Origin of the sequence: Mitsuokella sp. UBA4253 (assembly GCF_002395285.1) — a bacterium.
GTDB lineage: Bacteria > Bacillota > Negativicutes > Selenomonadales > Selenomonadaceae > Mitsuokella > Mitsuokella jalaludinii.
This window is the reverse complement of sequence record NZ_DGWR01000009.1, coordinates 106,538-128,960: the sequence shown is the minus strand read 5'-3', so window position 1 is coordinate 128,960 and position 22,423 is coordinate 106,538. Positions and strand designations below refer to the sequence as shown.

Genomic DNA, 22,423 nt, shown 5'->3' with positions numbered 1-22,423 from the left:
AAAGAACAACTCTGTCTTTCGAAGCGCTTTGCTTCAAGCGACTTTTATATCTTATCGCATCGAGCGGAGCTTGTCAAGAAGTTTTTTCTTTCTTTTTTCAAGTTCTTTCGGCCCCTGCAATCCCTTGCCAGTCAAGGCTTCTGGGCTCTTGCCGGTGCCGTATCGCTCAGCGACTTGTACTATATTACAGGATGGCGGACGAGTTGTCAACAGCTTTTTTGAAAAAAAATGCAAAAAGCTGTTGAATCCCTCATTTCTCCGCTCGCTGCGCGCTCTCGAGCAATCAGAGATATGTGTAGAGCAGCACAGCGATGACGCCCGGCACGCCGAAGAAGCCGGCGACGAGCGCGCTCAGGAAGGTGATCTGCACCTTGACGGCCACGAGCTTGACAAACCAGAGCAGGATGGCGCCGACAATGCTGTTCGTGATCAGCTTCCAGACGAGATGAAGCGGCAGGGAGACAACTTTGCCGACGAGGCAAAGCACCACCAGGCCGATGGCAAATGCCGTTATGAACTCAAACATCAGATTTCCCTCCGATTCTCCATGGCCTTCGCGAGCGTCACCTCATCGGCGTACTCCAAGTCGCCGCCGATTGGCAGGCCGTGCGCGATGCGCGTGACCTTGATGCCGAGCGGCTTCAGGAGCTTGGCGATGTACATGGCCGTCGCCTCCCCTTCGACGTTCGGATTTGTCGCCATGATGACCTCTTTGACCGTATCGTCCTGCAGGCGGCCCAGGAGTTCCTTGATGCGGATGTCGGACGGTCCGACACCCTCTAAGGGTGACAACGCCCCGTGCAGGACGTGATAGACGCCCTGGTAGTCGCGCATGCGCTCCATCGCCGCGACGTCCTGCGGCTGCTCGACGACGCAGATGACGGAGTGGTCGCGCTCATCCGAGCCGCAGATGGCACAGGGATTCTGGTCACTGAGGTTGAAGCAGGTATTGCAGTAGCCGATCTTCTCCTTGGCATCGACGATGGCCGCGGCCAGCGACCTCGCCTGCGCAGGGTCCATGTCGAGCACGTGATAAGCAAGACGCACTGCCGTCTTCTGGCCAATGCCCGGCAGTGCGCGAAAGTGCTCGATTAAATTTGCCAAGGGTGCAATGTACTGCATCAGAGCAGTCCCGGCGGCAGACCGAGGCCGCTCGTCAGCTTGCCCATCTCCGACGCCATCATCTCGTCGACTTTCTTCGTCGCCTCATTGAAGGCAGCCGAGATGAGATCCTGCAGCATCTCGACATCTTCTGGGTCGACAGCAGCCGGGTCGATCGTCAGGGACTGAACCTGCTTCTCACCGTTCATGACGATCTTGACAGCGCCGCCGCCAGCCGTGACGTCGACGGTCTTGCGCTTGAGCTCGTCCTGCATCTTCTTCATCTCGTTCTGCATCTTCTGGACTTTCTTCATCATGTCGGCCATGTTGCCCATGTTGCCCATTCCACCAAACATAGATTACACCTCTCGTTCTCATGCGATCTGCATGCATCTTGATTATTCTCTAGATTAGACTATCAAATTAACGTGCGTCCGTCAACTCAAAACGGACTCCCCTGCCCCAAAAGACAGGAAAAAGCTATCCCGAGGGGAAATCGGGATAGCTCGTCCTGTCTTTTGAGACATCACATTTAAAAAGGGAATTTATACAAGAAAGAGCATCGCGGGGGGATACTCATTTCTTCGTGATAGGAGGGTAGCTGCGCTTTAGCTTCAGCATATCGATGTTCATCGCCTTCGGTTTGGCGAAGTACGAGAGCGCATAGGCTGCGGTGCCCGTGTAGTCGATGGCGTACTCATTCGTCGACCACGACGTCAGGACATCGAGGTACGACTTGGCCACAGGGATATGGCCGCTCTTGAGGTAGGCCGTCTGGTCAGGATCGCCGCCCGCGACCGCATTCGGACCGCCGACGATGAGGCCCGGGACATAGGCGCCCGTGCTTTCGTGGATGCGGTTGTGCGGATGCTCCGGCGAATTGTCGCCCATGCCAGTCGCGAAGCTCTTGTCGAGCGAATTGCGGCCGAAGAGGTAGTGGAGCTGGGAGAGAGCGCCCTCTACGTAAGCCGCGTTCGGCTGGATCTGGTTGGCCATGAGCAGGATGTCGCCCTGCGTCAGCGCGTTCTTCGTGCTGGCCCAGGTGTACTCGTCCTTTGCGAGCGCACAGCCAAAGCCGTCGGACTCGATCTTCCTGGTGATGTCATCGGCGTAGCCGAGAAAGGCTGCCTTGACCTTTGCCTGCAGGGCAGGGTTGGCATTCTGCGCCTTGAGGTAAGCGAACTGGCCGAGTGCCAGCGTGTTGTCCCAGGTGAAGAAGCTCGGCTTCTGCGTGAAGCGGTCCGCGACGGACTGGAGGTACTTCTCGTACTTCTTGTCGCCCGTCGTGCGGAAGAGCTCTGCGGCGAGCCAGATGCGCTCCTCGATGTCCGTGCTCTTGTTGTACGGGCCCGAGCCACTCTCCTGGCCTTCGTCGACGCGGTAGATGGGGTTCTTCGTCTTGGCGAGGTAGCCCCAGATGCGCTCTGCGCTCTTGCGCATTGTCTCGCCATACGCCTTGTCAAACGGCGCGTAGATGCGCGAGGCGATGGCAAAGCTGGCGCCGCTCATCGCAGCGCTCGACGTGCAGCTGCCGAAGATGTAGCGCTCCTGCGTGTCAGTATCCGGCGACTTGTCAAAGCCCGGCCACGCCAGGCCTGCAACCTTGTGGAACATGCTGCCGTCCTTGCGCTGCATCTTGCGCATCCAGTCGAGCTCGAACTGGACTTCCTGGAGCGCATCGGGGAGCTTTGTCTCTTCCTGCGTGCCCTTCGGGAAGAAGAGCTGGCCGCGCGTGAAGTGCGAGGGGTTTGCTTCATAGGCCAGCAGGAGCTCTGCGCTGCTGATGGCAGCCGTCGTCACGTACTTGCCGTAGTCGCCGGCATCATACCAGCCGCCGCTGACATCGAGGCGGTCACCCTTCTTGTTGAGCTTGTCCGTGAAGTAGACCTGTGCCTGGCGGTCCTGCGCATGGCCCTCTTTGACCTTGAGGCCCGTCACAGGGTCGTCGATCGGCGTATTGCTGCGCGAGAGCGTGTACGAGCGCCACGTCTCGACGGCCGGCACGGCGTAGACATTGTCGCCGATCTCGAAGTCGTACGACTCGCGCGAGCCGACGCGCAGCTTGTAGGTACCCTCCTTGTTGAAGGAACTGAAGTCCGCCTTGCGCAGCGTCTCTTCTGACATCGCGTCCTTCTTGGCAGCGGAGAGCTTGCCCTCGTAGACCGTCTGGCCCGTCTTCGCATCGACGAGCGAGAAATCCGTGTCGCCCGTATCGGTGACCATGGCCGTCTTGCTGTAGCCATTCAGGTAGCCGACCTGATCGACGTGCATGCCGACATCGGCGGCCTCGCTGAATCCTGGGAGGCCGCAAGTGCCGAGAAGGATCCCGCTGAGCACGAGCCAGCGGAGTTTCCTGCTCACCATCATCGCTGTCACCTCATTCCGCAAACGGAGTGTACTTGACCCACTGATACTCAGCCGTCAGCGGGAGGTTCTCGTCATTGAACGGCTTCAGCCATGTGTCAACACCCTTGCCGCACCATGCATTCATCATGATCTTGCCCTTCGTGCACGGCAGGTTTGCACCCTCGCGGCGGAAGACTTCCTTGCCGTCGACGAACCAGATGATCTTGTCCTTATGCCATTCAAAGGCGTACGTGTGGAAGTCATCCGACGCATCGAAGCCGAGGTCGATCATCTTCTCGTGGCCGCCGACGCCATTGCGGAAGTAGTTGAGCTGGACCTTGGAGGTATCCTTGCCGAGGACCTCGAAGTCGATCTCATCCCACGGATCGCCGTCATACGGGCCTGTGTAAGTGAAGAACGAGGAGACGCAGCCGTCATTCTTGATGGCCTTCATGCTGACCTCGTAGCGGCCGTAGCCGTACGTCTTCTTGCTGCGGAACTCGCCGCCCGAATACGGGACCTTGTCCTGCGAGGAATCGTAGTCAATCGTCAGCTGCATCGTGCCGTCTTCGAACGTGACGTTGTCCTTGTGCCAGAATACATTGAACGGATCACCGTTCGTCCAGCCGTCAGACGGCTCGAAGATAGCGGGCTGACCCTTCTTGAAGTCAACGGCAAAGGCGTCACTTGCCTGCGTCTCCGTTGCCGGCGTCGCATAGGCCGTCGCCGGCGCTGCAAAATCCATCGAGACGGAGAGCGGTGCTGCGCAAGCCAGGAGCACGGCGGCAGCGATTGCTTTCTTGCGGATATCCATATCTATTCCTCCTGAATCTTTCTCATTCACGCATTGCCTGCCGTGCAGGTCAGTGCGCGAGGTCCTCGCCATTCGAGGCGATGACCTTCTTGTACCAGTAGAAGGACTTCTTGGGCTTGCGCGAAAGCGTGCCCTCGCCCTTGTTGTTCTTGTCGACGTAGATGAAGCCGTAGCGCTTCTCCATCTCGCCTGTGCTGGCCGAAACGAGGTCAATCGGTCCCCACGGGCAGTAGCCCATGAGCGTCACACCATCAAGCTCGATGGCCTTCTTCATCTCGGCGATGTGCGCGGCGAAGTAATTGATGCGCTCATCGTCCTGGACGAGGCCCGTCTCATCCGGCTGCTCGTGCAGGCCGATGCCGTTCTCGACGATCATCATCGGCAGCTCGTAGCGCTCAGCGAGTACGTCGAGCATGTAGCGCAGGCCGACCGGGTCGATCTGCCAGCCCCAGTCCGATGCCTTGACGAACGGGTTCGGGACTTCCTTGAAGGAATCCGTCTGCTCGTCGTAGGCGCGGACGAAGCTCATGTAGTACGACAGAGCGAAGTAGTCGACGCAGCCCTGTTCGAGGACAGCGAGATCATCGGGCTCCATCTTGATGTGGTAGCCCTTGTTCTCCCACTCCTTGAGAATGTAGGAAGGATAATGGCCGCGGCACTGGACGTCCGCGAAATAGAAGGTCTTATCCATTTCCTTGAGCGCTGCAATCTGATCCATCGGCTTGCACGTCTCAGGATAGACAGGCGACATCGCCATCATGCAGCCAATCTGGAAGTCCGGGTTGATCTTGTGGCCCTCGATGACGGCTTTTGCCGAAGCGAGGAACTCATGGTGGGCGACCTGATAGAGCACCTCGTGGCGGTCCTCACCCGGCTGATAGAGCACGCCGGAATTCGTGAAGGCCGTGAACGGCGTGTCGACGTCGCGCTGGTTGTTGATCTCGTTGAACGTCATCCAGTACTTGACCTTGTCCTTGTAGCGCTTGAAGACCGTGACGGCGAAGCGCACGAAGAAGTCGACGAGCTTGCGGTTGCGCCAGCCGCCGTACTCCGTGACGAGGTGGTACGGCATCTCGAAGTGCGAGAGCGTGATGACCGGCTCCATGCCGTAGGCATGCATCGTGTCGAAGAGATCGTCGTAGAACTTCAGGCCCTCTTCATTCGGCTCCGTCTCGTCGCCGTTCGGGAAGATGCGCGTCCAGGCAATACTCGTGCGGAAGCACTTGAAGCCCATCTCAGCAAGCAGCGCAATGTCCTCTTTGTAGCGATGGTAGAAGTCGATGGCATCGTGATTCGGATAGACCTTGCCCGGCAGGACGCCGTCCGTGATCTCACGCGGCTTCCCCGGGCCGCCGACCGTCATGACGTCGGCAACGCTTATGCCCTTGCCGCCCTCTTTCCAGCCGCCTTCGAGCTGATGGGCAGCGACGGCGCCGCCCCATAAAAATCCCTTTGGAAATGGCATGATAAAACCTCCCTGCCTGACTCAGGCTTTTTTCTCGAGTGCCTCGATGCGCTTGTAGGCATCGATGAACTCGAGGGCAATCGTCTTGAACGCCTCTGCACTCATGAGCTGATCTTCTGCGTGCAGGATCAGCAGATTGACCGTGTTGCCCTCGCCAGAGGCCTCCTTCTGCAGCAGGCCTGCATGAGCGTCATGCCCTTCAATGAAAGCCTCGTCGCCTTCCTTGATCAGCTTCTCGGCCTCTTCGTAGTCGCTCTTCTTCGCGGCCTGGATGGCCTCGATGTAGCAGCTGCGCGCCGTGCCGACGGACGAGATGATCTGGAATGCCGTGAGCTCTAATCCTTCCATGTCAATACCCCTTCTCTGAAATAAATGAAATAACTGCTTCGTCTGAACTGCAATCAGTCGTTCATGAGCTTGCGGGCAAGGGCGAGAGCACCTTTGCCATCCATGCGGCCGTACATGCGCATGTCAATCGCATCGACCGGAACATTCGGGATCTGCGCAGCGATCTTATTCTTCTGGAAGCGGATCTGGGGTCCGAGCAGGACGACATCGGCGTCAGCAGCCTTCGTAGCGGCCTCCGAAGCGGAGAACGCATCGATGGAGCACTCATAGCCATCGGCCTTGGCAGCTTCCTGCATCTTCTTGACGAGCATGCTCGTGGACATTCCCGAAGCGCATAACAGTACAATCTTTTTCATGGTAAAAACTCCCTTTCTAGATACAATCATGATGTCAGTAAAAGTGATAGCGGCAAAGCATATCGCTTGGATATCGTTTATCAGAAGTGATAGTCGACCATCGTGCGGACGAAGTTGCGGTGGTACGTCTCGTTCTTGTGGCCGTACAGCGTGTTCTGTGCTGTTGCCATCTCATAGAACGTCTCCCACTCGATGTTCTTGGCCGGCACGTACTTGAAGCCGAGGATCCAGCCCTTCGAGCCCGGCTGCAGAGCGCCCCACTCCTTGTCGCCGAAGATGCCGACGAGGTTGTTGATGTTGCGCGCGTAATTGTACCAGCGCGCGTAGAGCTGGAAGGAACCCGGGTCGTTGATGTTGGACCAGCGGTAGTTGAGGCGAAGTGCCGTGCAATCGTGCTTGTCGTACTTCGTCTCCGTGTAGCCATTTGCGCCCCACTCGCCGACCGTATAATCCTGGCCATTCGTGCGCGCATAGTCACCGATCAGGAAGATGTTCTTCATGGGGTTCCACATCGCACTGAGGACAAAGCCGAGGCTGCCGGCCGTATTCCGATATTCCGACGGCGTCTCCGTGACCGTGTAGGTGCCACTTGCATCGACTTTTCCGCTCAAACCGGGTGTGTAATAGATAGAGAATCCAGAATCGCTGTTGAACGCGCCATACTGTTCATCTCCCGGGACCTTGCCCCACCATTTAAAATCTCCGCCGCCTTTAATCGTACCGCTGAGGTCTTTGATGGTAACATCTGTGCCCTCGACCTTGAAGGTCTTCGTCGTATCGTAGACGTTCTGACCCATCGACTCATGCTTGCCGATGTTCAGCTTGGCGATTGCCGCACTGATCTGCAAGCCGTGGCCGACCTGGCCCTGGACGCCAGCACCGTAGACGCTGAAGTCATAGCCTTTGTCCGTCGGCGTGAGGTAGAAGGCATTGGCCGTTAGTTTCGATTTCGGGATGGCCGTGCTGATGACGGCACCATCCGTCTCGTTGCCGAGCAGGATATTCTGGAAGCCAAGACCGCGCCATCTGCGGCCGATGTCGTAGTTGACGACGCCCGTCTTGCCTTCCGCCCAGACGCGCTGGATGACACCATCTTCATCGTCATGGCCATTGTGGGATTTGAGTGTGCCATCGGCCATGACATAATTCGCGTAGCGCGGGTTTGTCTCGCTCTCGAAGTTGAAGTTCCAGTCGTCATTGACCTTGAACTTGCCCTTGAGGTCGAGGTAGAAGCGGCGGTTGTCGTTGCGGTCAGTGTAGCCCTTGATGTTGTCGTTATCCCAGCTGACGCGGCCGAAGCCGGAAATATGGACGCGGTCGAGCTCGCTCTTGACGCTCTTGCTCAGGCCGCTCAGCTGCTTCTTCTGGCTGCGCGTCTGATTCTTGAGCTGGCTGTTCTGGTGGCGGAGCTCCTTGATCTCTTTCTCCAGATTACTCTGCTGCTGCTCGAGCGCAGCGATGCGGCTGTCGATGTCCTGGGCCTGGTCAGTCGGGGCGGCGAAGGCCGTGCCCGTCAGGCTCATGGTAAGTCCAAGCAGAAGTGCTGTTGTCTTTTTCTGATTCATTGCAGAACATCCTCTTTCCTTCAAATTCTCTATTCTCTCTTCATGATTTCTCTTGTTCTCAGCGCTGCGCTGCAGCGCATTCCCCAGCCGCAACGCAGCGATGGCTCACGGATTGATGGCAGATTCTGCCCTTCCCTGATTCTCTTTCTCTGCAGCGGCATCGGCCATCTCCTCTTTGAGGAAAGCACGGTCCTGTGCTTTGAGGAACGGGAAGTAGATAACCGTCGCGATGACGAGGTTGATGATCTGGATGACAGCGCCCTGCCAGCCGTCGAGCAGGAAGCCTGCGATGATCGGCGGTGTCGTCCACGGGACCTGGACTGCGCTGAGCGGAGCCATGAAGCCCGAGGCGATGGCACCGTATGTGATGAACATCGCGATGAGCGGGACGATGATGAACGGTACGAGCAGGTACGGATTGAATACGATTGGCAGGCCGAAGATGATCGGCTCATTGATGTTGAAGAGGCCCGGTACAAAGGCCATCTTCATCAGGGACTTGAGCTGGTCGGACTTGGCCGTGAAGATGCCGGAGATCAGGAGGCCGAGCGTCAGGCCGCAGCCGCCGCTCTTGACGAATACATCATTGATCTGCGTCGTGAAGATCTTAGCCTGCGGATTGTTGACGAGGGACATGCCCATGTCAAGGAGGTGCTGGTTATCGAGCGAGTTGGCGATGAGCAGCGGGCTCACGACGCCGCCGACGACGTTCGGGCCGTGGATACCGGCCCAGAACAGGATACTCTGGAGGCCGACGATGATCGTGCCGCCTGCGAGCGAATCGGACAAGCCCTGCAGCGGCGTCTGGATGACCTTAAAGATGAGTTCCGGCAGCGTCGTCGCGCCGATGTAATGGCAGAGGCCATAGAGGACGGATACGCTCGTGAAGAAGATCATGCCCGGTACGAGTGCCGTGAATGCTTTCGCGACGCCCTGCGGGACGGCATCCGGCATCTTGATGCCGATGTGGTTCTTCTCGCAGTAGCAGAAGATGTAGGAGACGAAGAAAGAAACGAAGATGGCGGTGATGACGCCGTTGCTGCCCGCCCATGCCTTCGGGATGATGTCGCTGACTGTCTCGCCGCCCTTCGTCAGGATTGTCGGCGGCATCAGGATAAGGAAGGTCGACAGTGCGAGGATGGCGGCCATCATGGCATCGCAGCCTTCATTCTCGACGAACTTGTAGGTGATGGACAATACGACGATGAGTGCCAGCACACTGAACGTGCCACCTGCGACGGCGTTCAGCGGCGCCGTCCAGTCTGTCCCGAAAATCGACGCCATGAAGTCGGCGTATCCCGGGACTGGCAGGTTGGCCAGCAGCAGGAATACCGAACCACAGATGGTGAATGGCGTCGTCATGATGAAGCCATCACGAAGAGCTGCTACAGCGCGGATCTGAGCGAACTCCCCCATGATTTCGATAAACTTATCGAAAATCTCTTGTTTACTCATGTTCTCTCCTCTTTCCTTTGATATCCTCTCTATCTTTCTCTATCTTTCTTCAGGAACCGGGGTTCCATTCCCCGTTCCTCACTGTGTCTTCACTATACCATCTGCCACAATCGCGTTCAATAAATCGGAATCAATAGGAAACGAGGTTCCAGAAAAGAGCATAAAAAAAACAGCGTCGTGAAACGCTGTTTCATATTCACCGATACTCAATAATGGAAGTGCTGGCTGAGCCACGACTCCTTCTCCTGCGCATTGTGGAAGTCGACACGCGTCATGAGCACGGCGAACAGGACATCCATGACGTACTTGGCGCCCATGAGGAAGACGCGCGGGCCGAGCTCCTCCATCGTCTTGACGGAGGCCACGGGGAAGGCGACATCGGCGAGCGAGCCGAGCGTCGAGTCCTTCTTGCCCGTGATCAGCAGGATGGGGTTACCGCGCATCTTCAGCAGGCGCGCGATGTCGATGAGCATGCGGTTCTCGCCCGTGCGGCTGATCAGGAAGCCGACGTGGTCCTTGGGCGCACCCGTCGCCTGCAAGTACTGCATCGTCATGGCAGGGTGCACCGTCGAGCACTTGTTGGCCATGATGAAGCCGGAAGCCGCCATGTTCGCGATGTCGAGGTTGTTGTCCATCGCGTAGAAATCGATGTGCGCGGTCTTCGACAGGATGGCGAAGGCCCGGACGAAGTCGGCGGGGTCCAGCATGCGATACGTCTCCTGCATGGCGTCGATCTCGAGGCGCGTGACCTTCTCGAGGATGGAGTGGACGGAATCGCGGTCCGTCATGGAAAGCTCCATGCCACACGGACTCTCGATGTACTGGATCATCTGCGCGAGGAACTCGACGCGGAACTCCGTGTAGCCGCCAAAGCCGAGCTTCTGGCAGAAGCGCACGATGGCAGCAGAGCTCGTGTACGTCTTCTGGGCCAGCTGGCGCGTCGTCATGCTCGGCAGCAGGCGGGAGTGCTTCAACAGGTAATCGGCAATCGTCCGCTCTGAATCGGAAAATCCTTTTTTCTCTTGCAATTCCTTGATGAGGTTCATTCGTCTTCCTCCGTCGGCAGTGGTACGTCGCTGTCTTCTGGCAGGGGGATGGCACCGTCCCCGTAGATGTCGGCACCATCGTCTGGTATTGGTGCGTCTTCCTGCGGCACGTCAACCATCGCCATGCCGTCCACGCCGACAACATTGGCACCGAATACGTCAAAGGCTTTCTTGAGTGAAGCGCGTTCGTCGGGCGCGACTTCCTCGAGGATGGCGGCAGGCTCAGGCTTCTTCGCTGCCATCTCGCGCTTTGGCTCTGGCTTCGGCACGGCGGCAGGGCGCGGGCGCGGCGGCGTCCTCATCGGCGCATCTTCACCCGAGCAGACGAGGCGCAGTTCGCGACCCGTGAGTTCCTGCAGGATGCGCTCGATGGTCTTGCGGTAATTGCGCATGACGAGCGAGGCCATGAGGCCGCTCTGCATGCGCATGTGGAACTGGCTGGCCGTCAGCCCCATGAAGCGGGCATTCTGGATGCAGGCGAGTATTGGCGCCTTGTGCTGGTCGCGAAGCGCCTGGAAGAGCTTGTTCCAGACCTGGAGCCCTGCTTCGTCAACAGAGGCGGGTTCCTCGGCCACGGCTGCCGCTGCCGGAGCGGCGGCCGACATGGCAGGCGGCACCGTAGATGGCATGCTCGCAGCAGGAGCCGCTGAGGCAGGCTGGACGCGCCCCGCGCCTGCTGTCGCCTGCTTGAGCAGGGCTGTGACCTCGGCGAGCGCGGCCTCGAGCTTGGCGATGCGCGCCTCGTCGGCAGGATTGCGCGCGACGGCCTGCTGCACCTGGCCTGCTGGCTGCTCCTCTCTCTCTCCCTGCGAGGCGAGCTCAGGCCGACAGAGTTCCATCAGCGCGACCTCGACAGTGATGCGCGGCTGTGGCGACCACTTCATCTCCGTCATCGCCTCGTGCAGGCGCGCAATCATGCGCGGCAGGACAGCAGCGTCAAAGAGTTTGCTCTGTTCCTGCAGGACATCCTGCGGTTCTGCATAGAGATCCATCGCCTCGACGGTGCCGGTTGCCTGGAAGATCATGAGGCTGCGCAGGTGCAGCGAGAGCTCAGAGAGGACCTGCTTGAGGTCCTTGCCGTCACGCAGGAGCTCCGCGAGAATCTGCAAAACATCCTGCACATTGCGTGCGGCGAGCGCCTTCGTCATCTTGTAGATCCAGTCGTGGCCGACGAGGCCAAGGATCTGGCGCACGCGCTCCGCTGTAATGGTGCCGTCTGCAAGCGCTGCGCACTGGTCGAGGATGGAGAGCGCATCGCGCATGCCGCCGTCAGCCTGGATGGCAATCATAGAGAGTGCCTCATCCTCAGCCTCCATCTTCATCTCCTTGGCAATGTAGCGCAGGCGGCTCTCGATCTCCCCGACAGTGATGCGCTTGAAGTCGTAGCGCTGGCAGCGCGACTGGATTGTCGGCGGCACTTTATGAGCTTCTGTTGTCGCGAGGATAAAGACGACGTGCGCGGGCGGCTCCTCGAGCGTCTTGAGGAGCGCATTGAACGCCTCCGTCGTCAGCATGTGGACCTCATCGATGATGTAGACCTTATAGCGGCCGTCGACCGGCGCGAACTTGACCGTCTCTCGCAGATCGCGGATCTCGTCGATGCCGCGGTTGGATGCCGCATCGATCTCGAAGACGTCCATCGAAGAGCCCTCTGTGATCTTGCGGCACTGCTCGCACTTCCCGCAGGGATCCGGTGTCGGCCCGTGCTCGCAGTTGAGCGCCTTCGCAAGGATCTTCGCCGTACTCGTCTTGCCCGTGCCGCGCGGGCCGGCAAAGAGATACGCATGGCCGATGTGGCCGCTCGTGATGGCATTTGCCAGCGTCCGGCTGATATGTTCCTGCCCCACGAGGTCCTTGAACGTCTGCGGCCTCCACTTCCGATACAGCGCAATATACGCCATCGCAATCCCTCTCCTCTCTTAATAGTTCCCACAATCTATTTCGCAGACATCGCAGGTCTGAGGCCCAGCTGGAGACGGCTGGGGACGGCTGACCAACGCTTCGCGCGATGTTTACCGAATCTTCTTCTCTTCAAACGAGCCGCCATGGAAGGGTATCCAACGTTCCGCGCAGCAGGCTGAAGCTCCACTTATGGATACCCTTCCATGGCTCAAGGCCGAGCACCGATGAGCATACAGCAGCACTGCTCGGGCCGCCGGGGATGGATGACCATAAGAGGAGCTTTGACGCGCTGCGTAAAGAACGGATTTTTTTGCCCACGAAAATCCTTTCGAAAGAGCGTCGTTCAAACGAAGTGCGTTCAGCTCTTTCGGAAGGATGCATTGAAAGGCAAAAAATCTGTTTAGCAGCGCGTCACCGCGGAGCGTTGGTCAGCCATCCCCGGCGGCCTCCTCCATCGGCGCCTCCCTTCATCGAACTTGATCTTAATATAGTAAAAAAGCAGCCGTTTCTGGCTGCTCTCCATCCTTTTCCACGTCGAACCGCAGTTCCCAGGCGACCTCGCGGCACATGGAACGATTCGCTTAACGCTGCTTCCTTCCGGACCTGACGTGGTTCACGAGGCTCCATTGCGCAAGACCCAGGCACTGCGGCCCGACCTGAAAAAGGATATAAAAATGGCGGAGAGTGAGAGATTCGAACTCTCGATACAGGTTTCCCCGTATACACGCTTTCCAGGCGTGCTCCTTCAACCACTCGGACAACTCTCCACAATGCTCTACTATAAGAAGCTATTCAGTTTTGTTGCCCTGCCGCGTGATTGCCGCCTGCAACGATATATATCTTACCATCTCAAACTTATCCTGTCAACACCCTTTTTTATTTTTTCACAGAAAAATCTCCGCAGAACAATCTGCGGAGATTCTTTGTATTACCAGATGAAGAGGCCAGCGAGGCCGGCGGACAGCAAGGAGACGAGGATACCCGAGAGCAGCATGTAGCCGACGTTGCGGGAGATCAGGTCGTTCTTGTTGTCGTCAACGAGGCCCTTGAAGCAGCCGATGATCATGCCAAGCGTCGAGAAGTTGGCAAACGACGTGATGAATACGGTCAGCACGCCCTGCATGTGGCGGCTGTAGGTGCTCAGGAGATCCTGTACGCTGAGCATGACGACAAACTCATTCGTGACGAGCTTCGTGCCCATGTACTGGGCCATCGCGAAGGCTTCCGTCGAATCGAGGCCGAGCAGCCAGGCAAACGGGAACATGATGCAGCCGAGGATGTTCTCGAGCGTGATGGCCGGATGGATCAGCACGAGCAGCATATCGATGAGCTTCGCGAGTGCGACAAACGCGATGACATTCGCGCAGATGATCAGCACCAGCTTGCCGGCGCCGAGAATGGAGTTGCCGAGGAACGAGAAGAACGGCTCGCGCTCCTTGCCGCCGTCATCGAGACGGGCGACGGTATCCTCTTCCTCTGTGATCTTGACCGGATGCAGCAAGTTCGTGACGATCAGCGCATTGATGACGTTCAAGGGCACTGCCGTCAGGATGAACTCGGCCGGCATCATCTTCGTGTAGACGCCGATCAGGGCGGCCGTGACGCAGCTCATGGACATCATGGCGAGCGTCAGGCAGCGGTCTGCCTTCATGCGCTTGAGCTGGAGGCTCGAGACAGCCAGGGCCTCCGTGTTGCCGAGGAACATCATCTCGATGGCGAAGAAGGACTCAAACTTCGGTTCGTGCGTGAGGAAGGCCAGTGCCTTGCCGATCCACTTGATGACAAATGGCAGCAGGCCGATGTACGTCAGGATATCGAAGAGCGGCACGACGAGGAGGATCGGCAACAGGGCCGAGGTGAAGAAGTTCATCTGCGGCACGTGAACCCAGTCCGGGAAGGCAAAGGCAATGCCCTCGTAGGCGACGCTGACGAGCCAGGTGAAGCCTGCGGCTGCGCCCTGGACGATGTCGCGGCCAATCGGGAAGGAGGTCAGGAACCAGGCGATGAAGACGTTGAGCGCGAGCAGCGAGCCGACGCCGCGCCAGTGGATGTCCTTGCGCTTCTTTGAGAGAAGCACGCCGACGGCTAGGAAGACCAGCACGCCGATGAGATTGATGACGAAATACATAAAGTCTCTCCTATTCTTTTGCTGAAATGAGATCGTCGCGGCCACCGACCAAAAAGAGACACGTGACCGACTTTTCCATTATATATCAGAGGTCATTATCCGTAAAGGCAAACGGGAGGATTTCCGCGAGTGTCGCCACCTGCACGGCTCCCTTGAGGTTTGCCATGATGATGCGCGGGATCTTGAATTCGCTGATGGCCTGGCGGCACATGCCGCACGGTGAGCACGGGCCCGGCGTGTCGGCGACGATCGCGATGGCCGCGAACTCCCGGTATCCCTCGGAGACGGCCTTGAAGATGGCCGTACGCTCCGCGCAGTTCGTGACGGGATAGCTGGCGTTCTCGATGTTGCAGCCGCCGAAGACCTTGCCGTCTTTCGTCAGCACGGCTGCACCGACCTTGAAGTGCGAGTAGGCCGCATAGGCGCGCTCGCGATAGGCTTTCGCCACTTCGATGAGTTCCTGATCCGTCATTTCTCTTCCCTCTTTCCGTATCAATACTTCTCGACTTTGTCTTTCTCGACGCGCGCATAGACGAGCGGCTCTTTTGCGGGCTGGACGTCGCCGATGGCGATGGCATCGCGGTACATCTTCTCGGCGTCAGCGAGAGCCGACTCCTTCGAGGTGTAGAGTGTGACGAGCGTGTCGCCTTCCTTGACTTCGTCGCCGTACTTCTTGTGCAGGATGAGGCCTGCCGAGAAGTCGATATCGCTCTCCTTCGTCTCGCGGCCAGCGCCGAGCACGACGGACGTCTCGCCGATCTCCTCGGCGTTCATCTTCGTGATGAAGCCCGAACGCTCAGCCTTGATCTCGGCGCGGTACGGTGCCTGCTGGAACTTCGTGTAGTCGCGCAGGACGCTGTCGTCGCCGCCCTGGGCGCGGACCATCGTGCAGAACGTCTCGAAGGCACTGCCGTCAGCAATCGACTGCTCAGCCATCGCGCGGCATTCCTCCGGCGTGCCCTTGCCGACGAGATAGAGCATGTTGGCGGCGAGCTGCAGCGATACCTCGCGCAGGTCAGCTGGGCCCTTGCCCTTGAGGACGTCCATCGACTCCATGACCTCGATGCTGTTGCCGATGCCGTAGCCGAGCGGCGTGTCCATGTCGGTGATCAGGGCGACCGTGCGGCGGCCGGCGAGCTCGCCGATGGCGACCATCGTCTGCGCGAGCTTGATGGAGTCATCGAGCGTCTTCATGAAGGCACCACTGCCCGTCTTGACATCGAGCAGGATGCAGTCGGAGCCGGCGGCGAGCTTCTTGCTCATGATCGACGAGGCAATCAGCGGGATGCAGTCGACCGTCGCCGTGACATCGCGCAGCGCGTAGAGCTTCTTGTCGGCCGGCGCGAGGTTGCCCGACTGTCCGATGACGCTGACGCCGCACTTGTTGACCGTGTCGAAGAACTTCTCGCGCGAGAGCGCCGTCTGGTAGCCCGGAATCGACTCGAGCTTGTCGACTGTGCCGCCCGTGTGGCCGAGGCCGCGGCCGCTCATCTTGGCGACCTTACCACCGCAGGCCGCGACAATCGGCGCGCAGATCAGCGTCGTCTTGTCGCCGACACCGCCCGTCGAGTGCTTGTCGACCTTCTTGCCCGCGATGGCCGAGAGGTCAATCATGTCGCCAGACTTGGCCATGACCTTCGTGAGCTCCGTGATCTCGTGATCCGTCATGCCCTGGAACCAGATGGCCATGAGCATTGCCGACATCTGGTAGTCGGGGATATCCCCCTTGACATACCCGTCGATCATATAGGTGATTTCAGCGTCCGTCAGGACTTCTCCGTGCTTCTTCTTCGTGATCAGATCGTACATGCGCATAATAATATTCCCCTTATTCGATATATTTTGATTTATTCCCCTCTACACCTCCCCGAAGGGAGGTGTGTATCATCCGATGATGCGCGGCAGCAGGCTCTCGCCCTTCGTGTAGAGGTCTGCACCGAACATGTCCGAGATTGTCGCACCGATCATCGCAAACGTCGGATACGTGCCGAGATTGAGTCCCGCCTTGACGTGCTTGCCGTACATCAGGAGCGGCACGTACTCGCGCGTGTGATCCGTGCCCGGAGCGCCCGGATCGCAGCCGTGATCCGCCGTGATCATGAGGATGTCGTCGTCCTTCATCTTCGCCATGAATTCGCCGAGCTGGCGGTCAAAGACGGTCGCTGCCTTCGCGTAGCCGTCGATATTGCGGCGATGACCGTACTGCATGTCGAAGTCAACGAGGTTGACAAACGCGAGCCCCGTGAAATCCTCATCCATGAGCGTCAGTGTCTTCTCCATGCCGTCCTCGTTGTTCTTGTTGATGCCGAGCGTGCGGCTGATGCTGCGGCCCGCGAAGATATCGGAGATCTTGCCGACGCCGATCGTCGCGAGTCCCTTGCGCGCGAGCGCATCCATCATCGTGTCCCCCGTCGGGTCGAGCGAGAAGTCATGGCGGCGCGGCGTGCGCGTGTAATTCGGATATTCGCCGACGTACGGGCGCGCGATGATGCGGCCGACGCCGTGCTCACCCTGCATGATCTTGCGCGCCATGCGGCAGTAGTCGTAGAGCTGCTCGACCGGCACGTCATCCTCGTGCGCCGCAATCTGCAGCACGCTGTCAGCCGATGTGTAGACAATGAGCGCTCCCGTCTCCTTCTGCTCGCGGCCGTAATCGTGGATGACCTGCGTGCCCGAATACGGCTTGTTGCAGATGATCTTGCGGCCGAATGCCTTCTCAAGCTCAGCGATGACTTCCGGCGGGAAGCCGTCCGGATACGTCGGCATCGGGCGCTCCGAGACGATACCCGCAATCTCCCAGTGGCCCGTCGTCGTATCCTTGCCGCGCGAGAGCTCGCGCAGGCGGGCAAAGGCGCCGATCGGCTGGGCCTCCGGCGTGCCGCAGCCGACACCGTCGATATTGAAGAGGCCGATTTTTTTCATGTTCGGCGTATCATACTCCTTCGATGAGGAGATGGAGCGCAGCGTATTGCAGTCGCCGTCGCCGAATTCCTTTGCGTCTGGCTCCGCGCCGATGCCGAAGCTGTCGAGAACAATGATGAATGCGCGCTTGAATGCCTGCATGTCTGTCATTCCTTTCTATGTCAATCCGATAAGCTAGATGACCCTGCAATCGATCCGATCAGAGCTCGTCCTTGAGGACGCTGACTGCCGCACTGGCACCGAGGCGCGTGCAGCCCGCTTCGAGGAACGCTTCCATCTCCTCGCGCGTGTGGATGCCGCCCGCAGCCTTCATCTGCACCTTCGGGCCGATGTGCTTCTTGAAGCATTCGATATCCGAGAGCTTTGCTCCTGCCGAGCCGAAGCCCGTCGACGTCTTGATGAAGTCCGCGCCGCCTTCCGTCACGCAGTGGCAGGCCGCGACCATCTCATCTTCCGTCAGGAAGCAAGTCTCGACGATGACCTTTAAAACGCGCGCACCGCAGAGCTTCTTGAGTGCGCGGATCTCGTCCGTCACATAGTCCGTCTCGCCCGCCTTGAGCATGCCGATGTTGATGACCATGTCGATCTCCTGCGCGCCGTCCGCGAGCGCCTGTGCCGTCTCTGCAATCTTGGCTGCCGTATTGCAGTTGCCGTTTGGGAAGCCGACGACCGTCGCGACCTTCAGCGCATCGCCGTACTTGGCCACGATGCGCGGCACATAAGCCGACGGCACCATGACCGTCGCCGTGTGGTACTTCACCGCCTCATCGCAGATGCGCTGGATATCGGCCCAGGTCGCCGTCTGCTTCAGGAGCGTGTGGTCTACATGTGCCAGGATCTCTTCTGCTTTCATGATAAATCCTCCTAATCATCAGGTCAATGCATAAACTCTGACGTTCTGTTCACTCTGTTTACAATCATCAGATTTCTTCTGTCAAGCTATCGCTTGTTCTTGTTTCTATTGTAATCAATACCAAACGAAATAGAAAGGACATCTGTCTTAAAAGATGGCCCTGCCGAAAAAATCTCGTCCTAAAAAGATAGAGCAAATTGTTCTCACCCCCCGAAAAATGATATAATGGTATAAAATAATAGCTAGAACGTGATACCTATATCGGGGAAGGGGTACACAACATTGGACAACACCATACTCGACTACATTGCGAGTCATTTCAAAGAGGCTCTGCGCAGCGGCTGCATCACCGTCTGCTACGAGCCTGTCTTACGTGCCTTAACGGGCAAGATCTGCGCCGTTGAAGCGCTGGCACGCTGGCATGATGCACAGCACGGGGACATTCCCCCGCAGGATTTTGTGCGCGTGCTCGAAGCACAGAACAGGATTCACCTGCTCGATTACTTTGTCGCCAAGGCGACTGTACAGAATCTTCACACCCGCCGACGACAGGACCTGCCGATTGTGCCGGTCATACTCAATCTGTCACGGCGCGACTTTCTCGTATCAGACCCTGCCGGGGTCCTCAATCACCTGACCGAGAAGTACCAGGTGCCGCACGCTTATCTGCAGATCGAGATCACAGAGACGGCCTTTGTCGAGGATGAGGCCATCATCGCGCAGGCCATATCACATCTGCGTCAAGAAGGCTACAGCGTCACGCTCGACAACTTCGGCGAGGGCCATTCCTCGCTTGCCGCGCTGCAGCGCAGCGCCATCGATGAGATCAGTCTCGATGGCATCTTCTTCGATAATTTTACAGAGGCGACACGACAGCTGCTGACATCCATCCTGCTCATGGCCAAGGCACTCGGTATCCACACGGCCGCCGAAGGCGTCCGGACTGAAGAGCAGGCTGACTTCCTGCGCCGCATCGGCTGCGAGAAGATGCAGGGGCCGATCTGCCGCACGATGGCGCGCCCTCTGGAAGAGGGTGCGCTTTCGAAGCCGTACCGCTTCGAAACGCGGCTCGAGCAGCAAATCTTCCACCGGGCAGGCCTGACAAACCTTGTGACCGACACGCCTACCGCCTTATTCTCAGACGACGGGAACCATCTGCATATCCTCACCGCCAACGCAAGCTACCAGAAGATGCTGCGCCTCAGCCATTTTGACAGTCTCCAGGATGCAAACAAGATCCTGCTCGAATTGCCGCAGATCATCCATGTGAGACTGCGCGCTCTGGCCGATGCGACGATCCGCAGCCATCAGATGGAGACGGAGCTTTTCATCAGCAACGGCCGCTACTTCTACCTCAAACTGCACAACATCGCCGGCACGAACGGCTTCTACATCCACCGTGCGGAGCTGCAATTCCTGCAGCAGGGACAGGAATCATCCACGGGCGAAGAGTACGACCACATCGTGCGCCACCTCATGCAGTTCTACCACGACATCTATCTCATCGACAACCAGCAGAACCGCATCGAGATCATCACAGCGAGTGTCTCATCAAAGAGGGCGGGCAGCCATCTGCAGGGCATCATGACCGCGTTCATGCGGTTTGCCAGACTGCACATCCACCAGGATGACCAGCGGCGCTTCCTGCAGTACATCCACGGCCTTGCACAAGGGAATCAGATACCTCTTGCCTCGACAAAGTTTGACCTCTTCCGCGTCAAGGTGCCAAATGGCAGCTTCCATTGGACCAATTTCAGCCTCACGTCATTCCAGTATAACGATCATCCCTGCCAGCTGCTCTGCCTGCGCGACTTTGTCTTCGAGGAACTGACAGACCGCGACAGGCTCATCAACACGGTCATGGCCTCCTACGGCTTCACGACATTACCGGAGGACCCGGAGCGCCAGATCACGGATGCCGCCCTCTGGCGGACGTTGACGCAGTTCTCGAGCCGCAAGCTCTTCTGGAAGGACAAAGATGGCCACTTTTGCGGCGCAAGCCCGGCTTTCCTGCGCTACTACGACATCCAGAACATCAATGAACTCATCGGCAAGTCCGACCGCGACCTCGGCTGGCACCTCTCCGACACCTACATGGACCAGGGCGAAATGACCGTCCTGCAGAAGGGCGAGCCCATCCACAACGGCCACGGCCGCTGCATCGCACGCGGCCGCCAGCACGCCATCTCGTTCTCGAAATATCCCATCTATCAGGGAACCGAGATTGTCGGACTCCTCGGCGAATTCCGCGATGTCGAGGAAGAGCGCAGCTACCACCAGCTGCAGCGCAAGCTCTACCTCATCGATGAGGAGACCGACTTCTACAACTATCGCGGCATGATTCTCGCGAGTGTCGAATTCGCCGACAATCTGCGCCAAAACAAGGTCGGCTATGTCGGCGCCATGTTTGTCGTGCCGGAGTTTGCCTCATTTGCCAAGCTCTACGGCGATTCCATTCGGCACGCAGCGATGAAGTGCATCTGCGCCATCATCAAAAAGACCATGCCAGCAACCACGGTCATCGCTCATACGGGCAGCGGTGTCTTCGTGCTGTTCCTCAAGGGGCAAACCGTCGGCACCATGCGCACCTTCATCGAGCAGATCCAGGCGGAGCTCACCACCATCACAGAGATTGAGGGCTTCACCTGTCACTTCTCGGTGCGCTACGCCCTCGAGTCCGGCTCCGAGGCCCGCAGTTCCGATGAATTCCTCCAGATCCTCTCCTCGCGCTGTCTCGACTACATGCCGTCGTTCGGCGTCACGGGCATGATCCACGATCAGATTCCCTTTGACCTCGAGAAATTCGACCACACCAACCGTCTCATCTACATCGCAGACCCGGAGACGTACGACCTCCTCTACGCCAACCCCGCCCAGCTCCTGCACAGCCAACAGCCGCCCGACTGCCAGTACGCCGGACAGAAATGCTACCGGCTGATTGCGGGCTTATCCGCGCCGTGCAGCACCTGCCCGAAGGACAAGCTGCGCCGTGACCGCTTCCATTTCCGCCAATTCCACTCCATGCGCACCAGCAAGGACTACCTCATCTGGAACACGCTGATCTCCTGGGAGAATCGCAGCTGTATCTTCTCCGACAGCCTTGATGTCGACCACATGATTGACATCCACACGAATGGCAGACTGACAAAGAAGGATACCATCTCCATCAACGACATCACGAGCCTCGCCATACAGGAAGAAGATCCGAACACCGGCATCCTGCGCATGATGGAAAAACTCGGTCGCATGCTCGAGGCCACGCATGTCATCCTGATGGAAGAGGAATCCGACGGCTTCCACCTGAGCTGCACGTACGAATGGCATCCAGATGACGGCTCACCGCTGCGCGAGCGCCTGCAGCACGTCACCATTCTCGAGAACAAAGCGTTCTACAACGCATTCCACAACAGTTCCGTCCTGCTCATCGACAATGCCGCAGCGTTTGAGAAGCGCCACCCCGAGATTCAGGCCCTCCACCAGGGGGAGTGGCAGCGCTACGCCATCGGCCAGCTCATGATTGAGCACCGCTCGCTCGGCTACATCGCCATCATCAATCCGGCCAAAGACCGCTTCACGACCATCGCCAAGCCGCTGCACACCATCCTGCGCGTCACCTCCATCATGATGCGCAACCGCGACAACATCAAGAAGCTGCACGCGATCAGCACGATCGACCAGCTCACGGGCGTCGGCAATCGCCGCGCCCTGACGGACTTCATCGCCAATCGCCTGCATCCGGGAAGCATGTACGCCATCTTCTTCATCGATGTCAACGGCCTCAAGAAGATGAACGACACCTTCGGCCACGCGCGCGGCGACCTCCTGATCCAGACGATTGCCTACGTCCTTGCAGACATCGCTCAAAAAGACCATGTCTTCCGGCTCGGCGGCGACGAATTCCTCGCGCTCATGCCCTGTCGCAGCGATGAAGAGGCCATCATCATCATCGGCCGCATCGAGCAGAGCATGCGCATACACCACTGCAGCGCCGCCATCGGCTACGTCCTCTGCCTCGCCCCCTTCAGCGACCTCGACGCCATCATCCACGAAGCGGATGAGAAGATGTACCGGGACAAGAAAAAGAAGCATATGTGCCGCGAAGACGACTGATCTGCCTATGTT

General features: G+C 58.4%; 20 protein-coding genes and 1 tRNA gene. 2 read left to right on the top strand and 19 right to left on the bottom strand.

The features are described 5' to 3' along the window. The coding region (locus B2X55_RS04830; protein WP_286821089.1) for a hypothetical protein at positions 1 to 222 on the top strand (222 nt) is incomplete at its 5' end. A 61-nt stretch (positions 223 to 283) separates the two neighbouring features. Here the strand turns inward: B2X55_RS04830 and B2X55_RS04825 are convergent. The 19 genes from B2X55_RS04825 to deoC all read right to left on the bottom strand — a co-directional run bounded on the left by B2X55_RS04825 (position 284) and on the right by deoC (position 18,301). Beyond that, positions 284 to 526, bottom strand: coding sequence for a pro-sigmaK processing inhibitor BofA family protein (locus B2X55_RS04825; protein WP_036376365.1), 243 nt, complete (start codon positions 524 to 526; stop codon positions 284 to 286). Next, complete coding sequence (gene recR, locus B2X55_RS04820; RefSeq protein ID WP_036376362.1) at positions 526 to 1,122, bottom strand: recombination mediator RecR; 597 nt, start codon at positions 1,120 to 1,122, stop codon at positions 526 to 528. Before recR ends, B2X55_RS04825 begins: the two co-directional genes overlap by 1 nt. Further along, positions 1,122 to 1,457, bottom strand: coding sequence for a YbaB/EbfC family nucleoid-associated protein (locus B2X55_RS04815; RefSeq protein WP_286821087.1), 336 nt, complete (start codon positions 1,455 to 1,457; stop codon positions 1,122 to 1,124). Before B2X55_RS04815 ends, recR begins: the two co-directional genes overlap by 1 nt. 220 nt (positions 1,458 to 1,677) lie before the next feature. Then, positions 1,678 to 3,468, bottom strand: coding sequence for a glycoside hydrolase family 9 protein (locus tag B2X55_RS04810; RefSeq protein WP_286821086.1), 1,791 nt, complete (start codon positions 3,466 to 3,468; stop codon positions 1,678 to 1,680). A 10-nt stretch (positions 3,469 to 3,478) separates the two neighbouring features. Next, complete coding sequence (bglS, locus tag B2X55_RS04805; protein WP_055161086.1) at positions 3,479 to 4,261, bottom strand: beta-glucanase; 783 nt, start codon at positions 4,259 to 4,261, stop codon at positions 3,479 to 3,481. Positions 4,262 to 4,310: 49 nt separating this feature from the next. Next, positions 4,311 to 5,726: a 6-phospho-beta-glucosidase gene (locus B2X55_RS04800; protein WP_055161083.1), complete on the bottom strand. Its 1,416-nt coding sequence runs from the start codon at positions 5,724 to 5,726 to the stop codon at positions 4,311 to 4,313. 21 nt (positions 5,727 to 5,747) lie between these two features. Beyond that, positions 5,748 to 6,074, bottom strand: a complete 327-nt coding sequence (locus tag B2X55_RS04795) for a PTS lactose/cellobiose transporter subunit IIA (RefSeq protein ID WP_055161080.1) — start codon at positions 6,072 to 6,074, stop codon at positions 5,748 to 5,750. A 53-nt stretch (positions 6,075 to 6,127) separates the two neighbouring features. Further along, positions 6,128 to 6,430, bottom strand: a complete 303-nt coding sequence (locus B2X55_RS04790; RefSeq protein WP_036376349.1) for a PTS sugar transporter subunit IIB — start codon at positions 6,428 to 6,430, stop codon at positions 6,128 to 6,130. A gap of 80 nt (positions 6,431 to 6,510) precedes the next feature. Beyond that, positions 6,511 to 7,995 carry a hypothetical protein gene (locus B2X55_RS04785; RefSeq protein ID WP_055161077.1) on the bottom strand — a complete coding sequence of 495 codons (1,485 nt, stop codon included), beginning with the start codon at positions 7,993 to 7,995 and terminating at the stop codon, positions 6,511 to 6,513. 105 nt (positions 7,996 to 8,100) lie between these two features. Further along, positions 8,101 to 9,450, bottom strand: a complete 1,350-nt coding sequence (locus B2X55_RS04780) for a PTS sugar transporter subunit IIC (RefSeq protein ID WP_286821084.1) — start codon at positions 9,448 to 9,450, stop codon at positions 8,101 to 8,103. A 78-nt stretch (positions 9,451 to 9,528) separates the two neighbouring features. Beyond that, complete coding sequence (locus B2X55_RS04775; RefSeq protein ID WP_286821083.1) at positions 9,529 to 9,684, bottom strand: hypothetical protein; 156 nt, start codon at positions 9,682 to 9,684, stop codon at positions 9,529 to 9,531. Further along, complete coding sequence (locus B2X55_RS04770; RefSeq protein WP_055161071.1) at positions 9,657 to 10,496, bottom strand: MurR/RpiR family transcriptional regulator; 840 nt, start codon at positions 10,494 to 10,496, stop codon at positions 9,657 to 9,659. The genes B2X55_RS04775 and B2X55_RS04770 overlap by 28 nt, the downstream gene beginning before the upstream one ends. Continuing rightward, complete coding sequence (gene dnaX / locus B2X55_RS04765) at positions 10,493 to 12,397, bottom strand: DNA polymerase III subunit gamma/tau (RefSeq protein WP_286821081.1); 1,905 nt, start codon at positions 12,395 to 12,397, stop codon at positions 10,493 to 10,495. The genes B2X55_RS04770 and dnaX overlap by 4 nt, the downstream gene beginning before the upstream one ends. Positions 12,398 to 13,073: 676 nt before the next feature. After that, positions 13,074 to 13,165 (bottom strand) — tRNA-Ser (locus B2X55_RS04760). 161 nt (positions 13,166 to 13,326) lie between these two features. Further along, positions 13,327 to 14,526: a NupC/NupG family nucleoside CNT transporter gene (locus tag B2X55_RS04755; protein ID WP_036376339.1), complete on the bottom strand. Its 1,200-nt coding sequence runs from the start codon at positions 14,524 to 14,526 to the stop codon at positions 13,327 to 13,329. Between the two features lie 85 nt (positions 14,527 to 14,611). Then, positions 14,612 to 14,998: a cytidine deaminase gene (locus tag B2X55_RS04750; RefSeq protein ID WP_036376337.1), complete on the bottom strand. Its 387-nt coding sequence runs from the start codon at positions 14,996 to 14,998 to the stop codon at positions 14,612 to 14,614. Positions 14,999 to 15,018: 20 nt separating this feature from the next. Then, on the bottom strand, positions 15,019 to 16,341 hold the full coding sequence (locus B2X55_RS04745) for a pyrimidine-nucleoside phosphorylase (protein WP_036376335.1): 1,323 nt from the start codon (positions 16,339 to 16,341) through the stop codon (positions 15,019 to 15,021). A 69-nt stretch (positions 16,342 to 16,410) separates the two neighbouring features. Beyond that, positions 16,411 to 17,589: a phosphopentomutase gene (locus tag B2X55_RS04740; protein ID WP_286821079.1), complete on the bottom strand. Its 1,179-nt coding sequence runs from the start codon at positions 17,587 to 17,589 to the stop codon at positions 16,411 to 16,413. Positions 17,590 to 17,647: 58 nt separating this feature from the next. Next, entirely contained in the window at positions 17,648 to 18,301 is a 654-nt protein-coding gene (gene deoC, locus B2X55_RS04735; RefSeq protein ID WP_286821078.1) for a deoxyribose-phosphate aldolase, read from the bottom strand. A 282-nt stretch (positions 18,302 to 18,583) separates the two neighbouring features. On the opposite strand from deoC, the gene B2X55_RS04730 reads away from it, so the two are divergent. Continuing rightward, a complete protein-coding gene (locus tag B2X55_RS04730; protein WP_286821077.1) occupies positions 18,584 to 22,411 on the top strand; it encodes an EAL domain-containing protein in 3,828 nt (1,275 codons plus the stop codon). The last annotated feature ends 12 nt before the right edge of the window (positions 22,412 to 22,423 follow it).

Coding starts and splice junctions, on each gene's coding strand:
- B2X55_RS04825 (WP_036376365.1), bottom strand. CDS start 526: ATGTTTGAGTTCATAACGGCATTTGCCATCGGCCTGGTGGTGCTTTGC.
- dnaX (WP_286821081.1), bottom strand. CDS start 12,397: ATGGCGTATATTGCGCTGTATCGGAAGTGGAGGCCGCAGACGTTCAAG.
- recR (WP_036376362.1), bottom strand. CDS start 1,122: ATGCAGTACATTGCACCCTTGGCAAATTTAATCGAGCACTTTCGCGCA.
- B2X55_RS04740 (WP_286821079.1), bottom strand. CDS start 17,589: ATGCAGGCATTCAAGCGCGCATTCATCATTGTTCTCGACAGCTTCGGC.
- B2X55_RS04745 (WP_036376335.1), bottom strand. CDS start 16,341: ATGCGCATGTACGATCTGATCACGAAGAAGAAGCACGGAGAAGTCCTG.
- B2X55_RS04810 (WP_286821086.1), bottom strand. CDS start 3,468: ATGATGGTGAGCAGGAAACTCCGCTGGCTCGTGCTCAGCGGGATCCTT.
- B2X55_RS04785 (WP_055161077.1), bottom strand. CDS start 7,995: ATGAATCAGAAAAAGACAACAGCACTTCTGCTTGGACTTACCATGAGC.
- B2X55_RS04795 (WP_055161080.1), bottom strand. CDS start 6,074: ATGGAAGGATTAGAGCTCACGGCATTCCAGATCATCTCGTCCGTCGGC.
- B2X55_RS04770 (WP_055161071.1), bottom strand. CDS start 10,496: ATGAACCTCATCAAGGAATTGCAAGAGAAAAAAGGATTTTCCGATTCA.
- B2X55_RS04815 (WP_286821087.1), bottom strand. CDS start 1,457: ATGTTTGGTGGAATGGGCAACATGGGCAACATGGCCGACATGATGAAG.
- bglS (WP_055161086.1), bottom strand. CDS start 4,261: ATGGATATCCGCAAGAAAGCAATCGCTGCCGCCGTGCTCCTGGCTTGC.
- B2X55_RS04755 (WP_036376339.1), bottom strand. CDS start 14,526: ATGTATTTCGTCATCAATCTCATCGGCGTGCTGGTCTTCCTAGCCGTC.
- B2X55_RS04780 (WP_286821084.1), bottom strand. CDS start 9,450: ATGAGTAAACAAGAGATTTTCGATAAGTTTATCGAAATCATGGGGGAG.
- B2X55_RS04790 (WP_036376349.1), bottom strand. CDS start 6,430: ATGAAAAAGATTGTACTGTTATGCGCTTCGGGAATGTCCACGAGCATG.
- B2X55_RS04800 (WP_055161083.1), bottom strand. CDS start 5,726: ATGCCATTTCCAAAGGGATTTTTATGGGGCGGCGCCGTCGCTGCCCAT.
- B2X55_RS04750 (WP_036376337.1), bottom strand. CDS start 14,998: ATGACGGATCAGGAACTCATCGAAGTGGCGAAAGCCTATCGCGAGCGC.
- deoC (WP_286821078.1), bottom strand. CDS start 18,301: ATGAAAGCAGAAGAGATCCTGGCACATGTAGACCACACGCTCCTGAAG.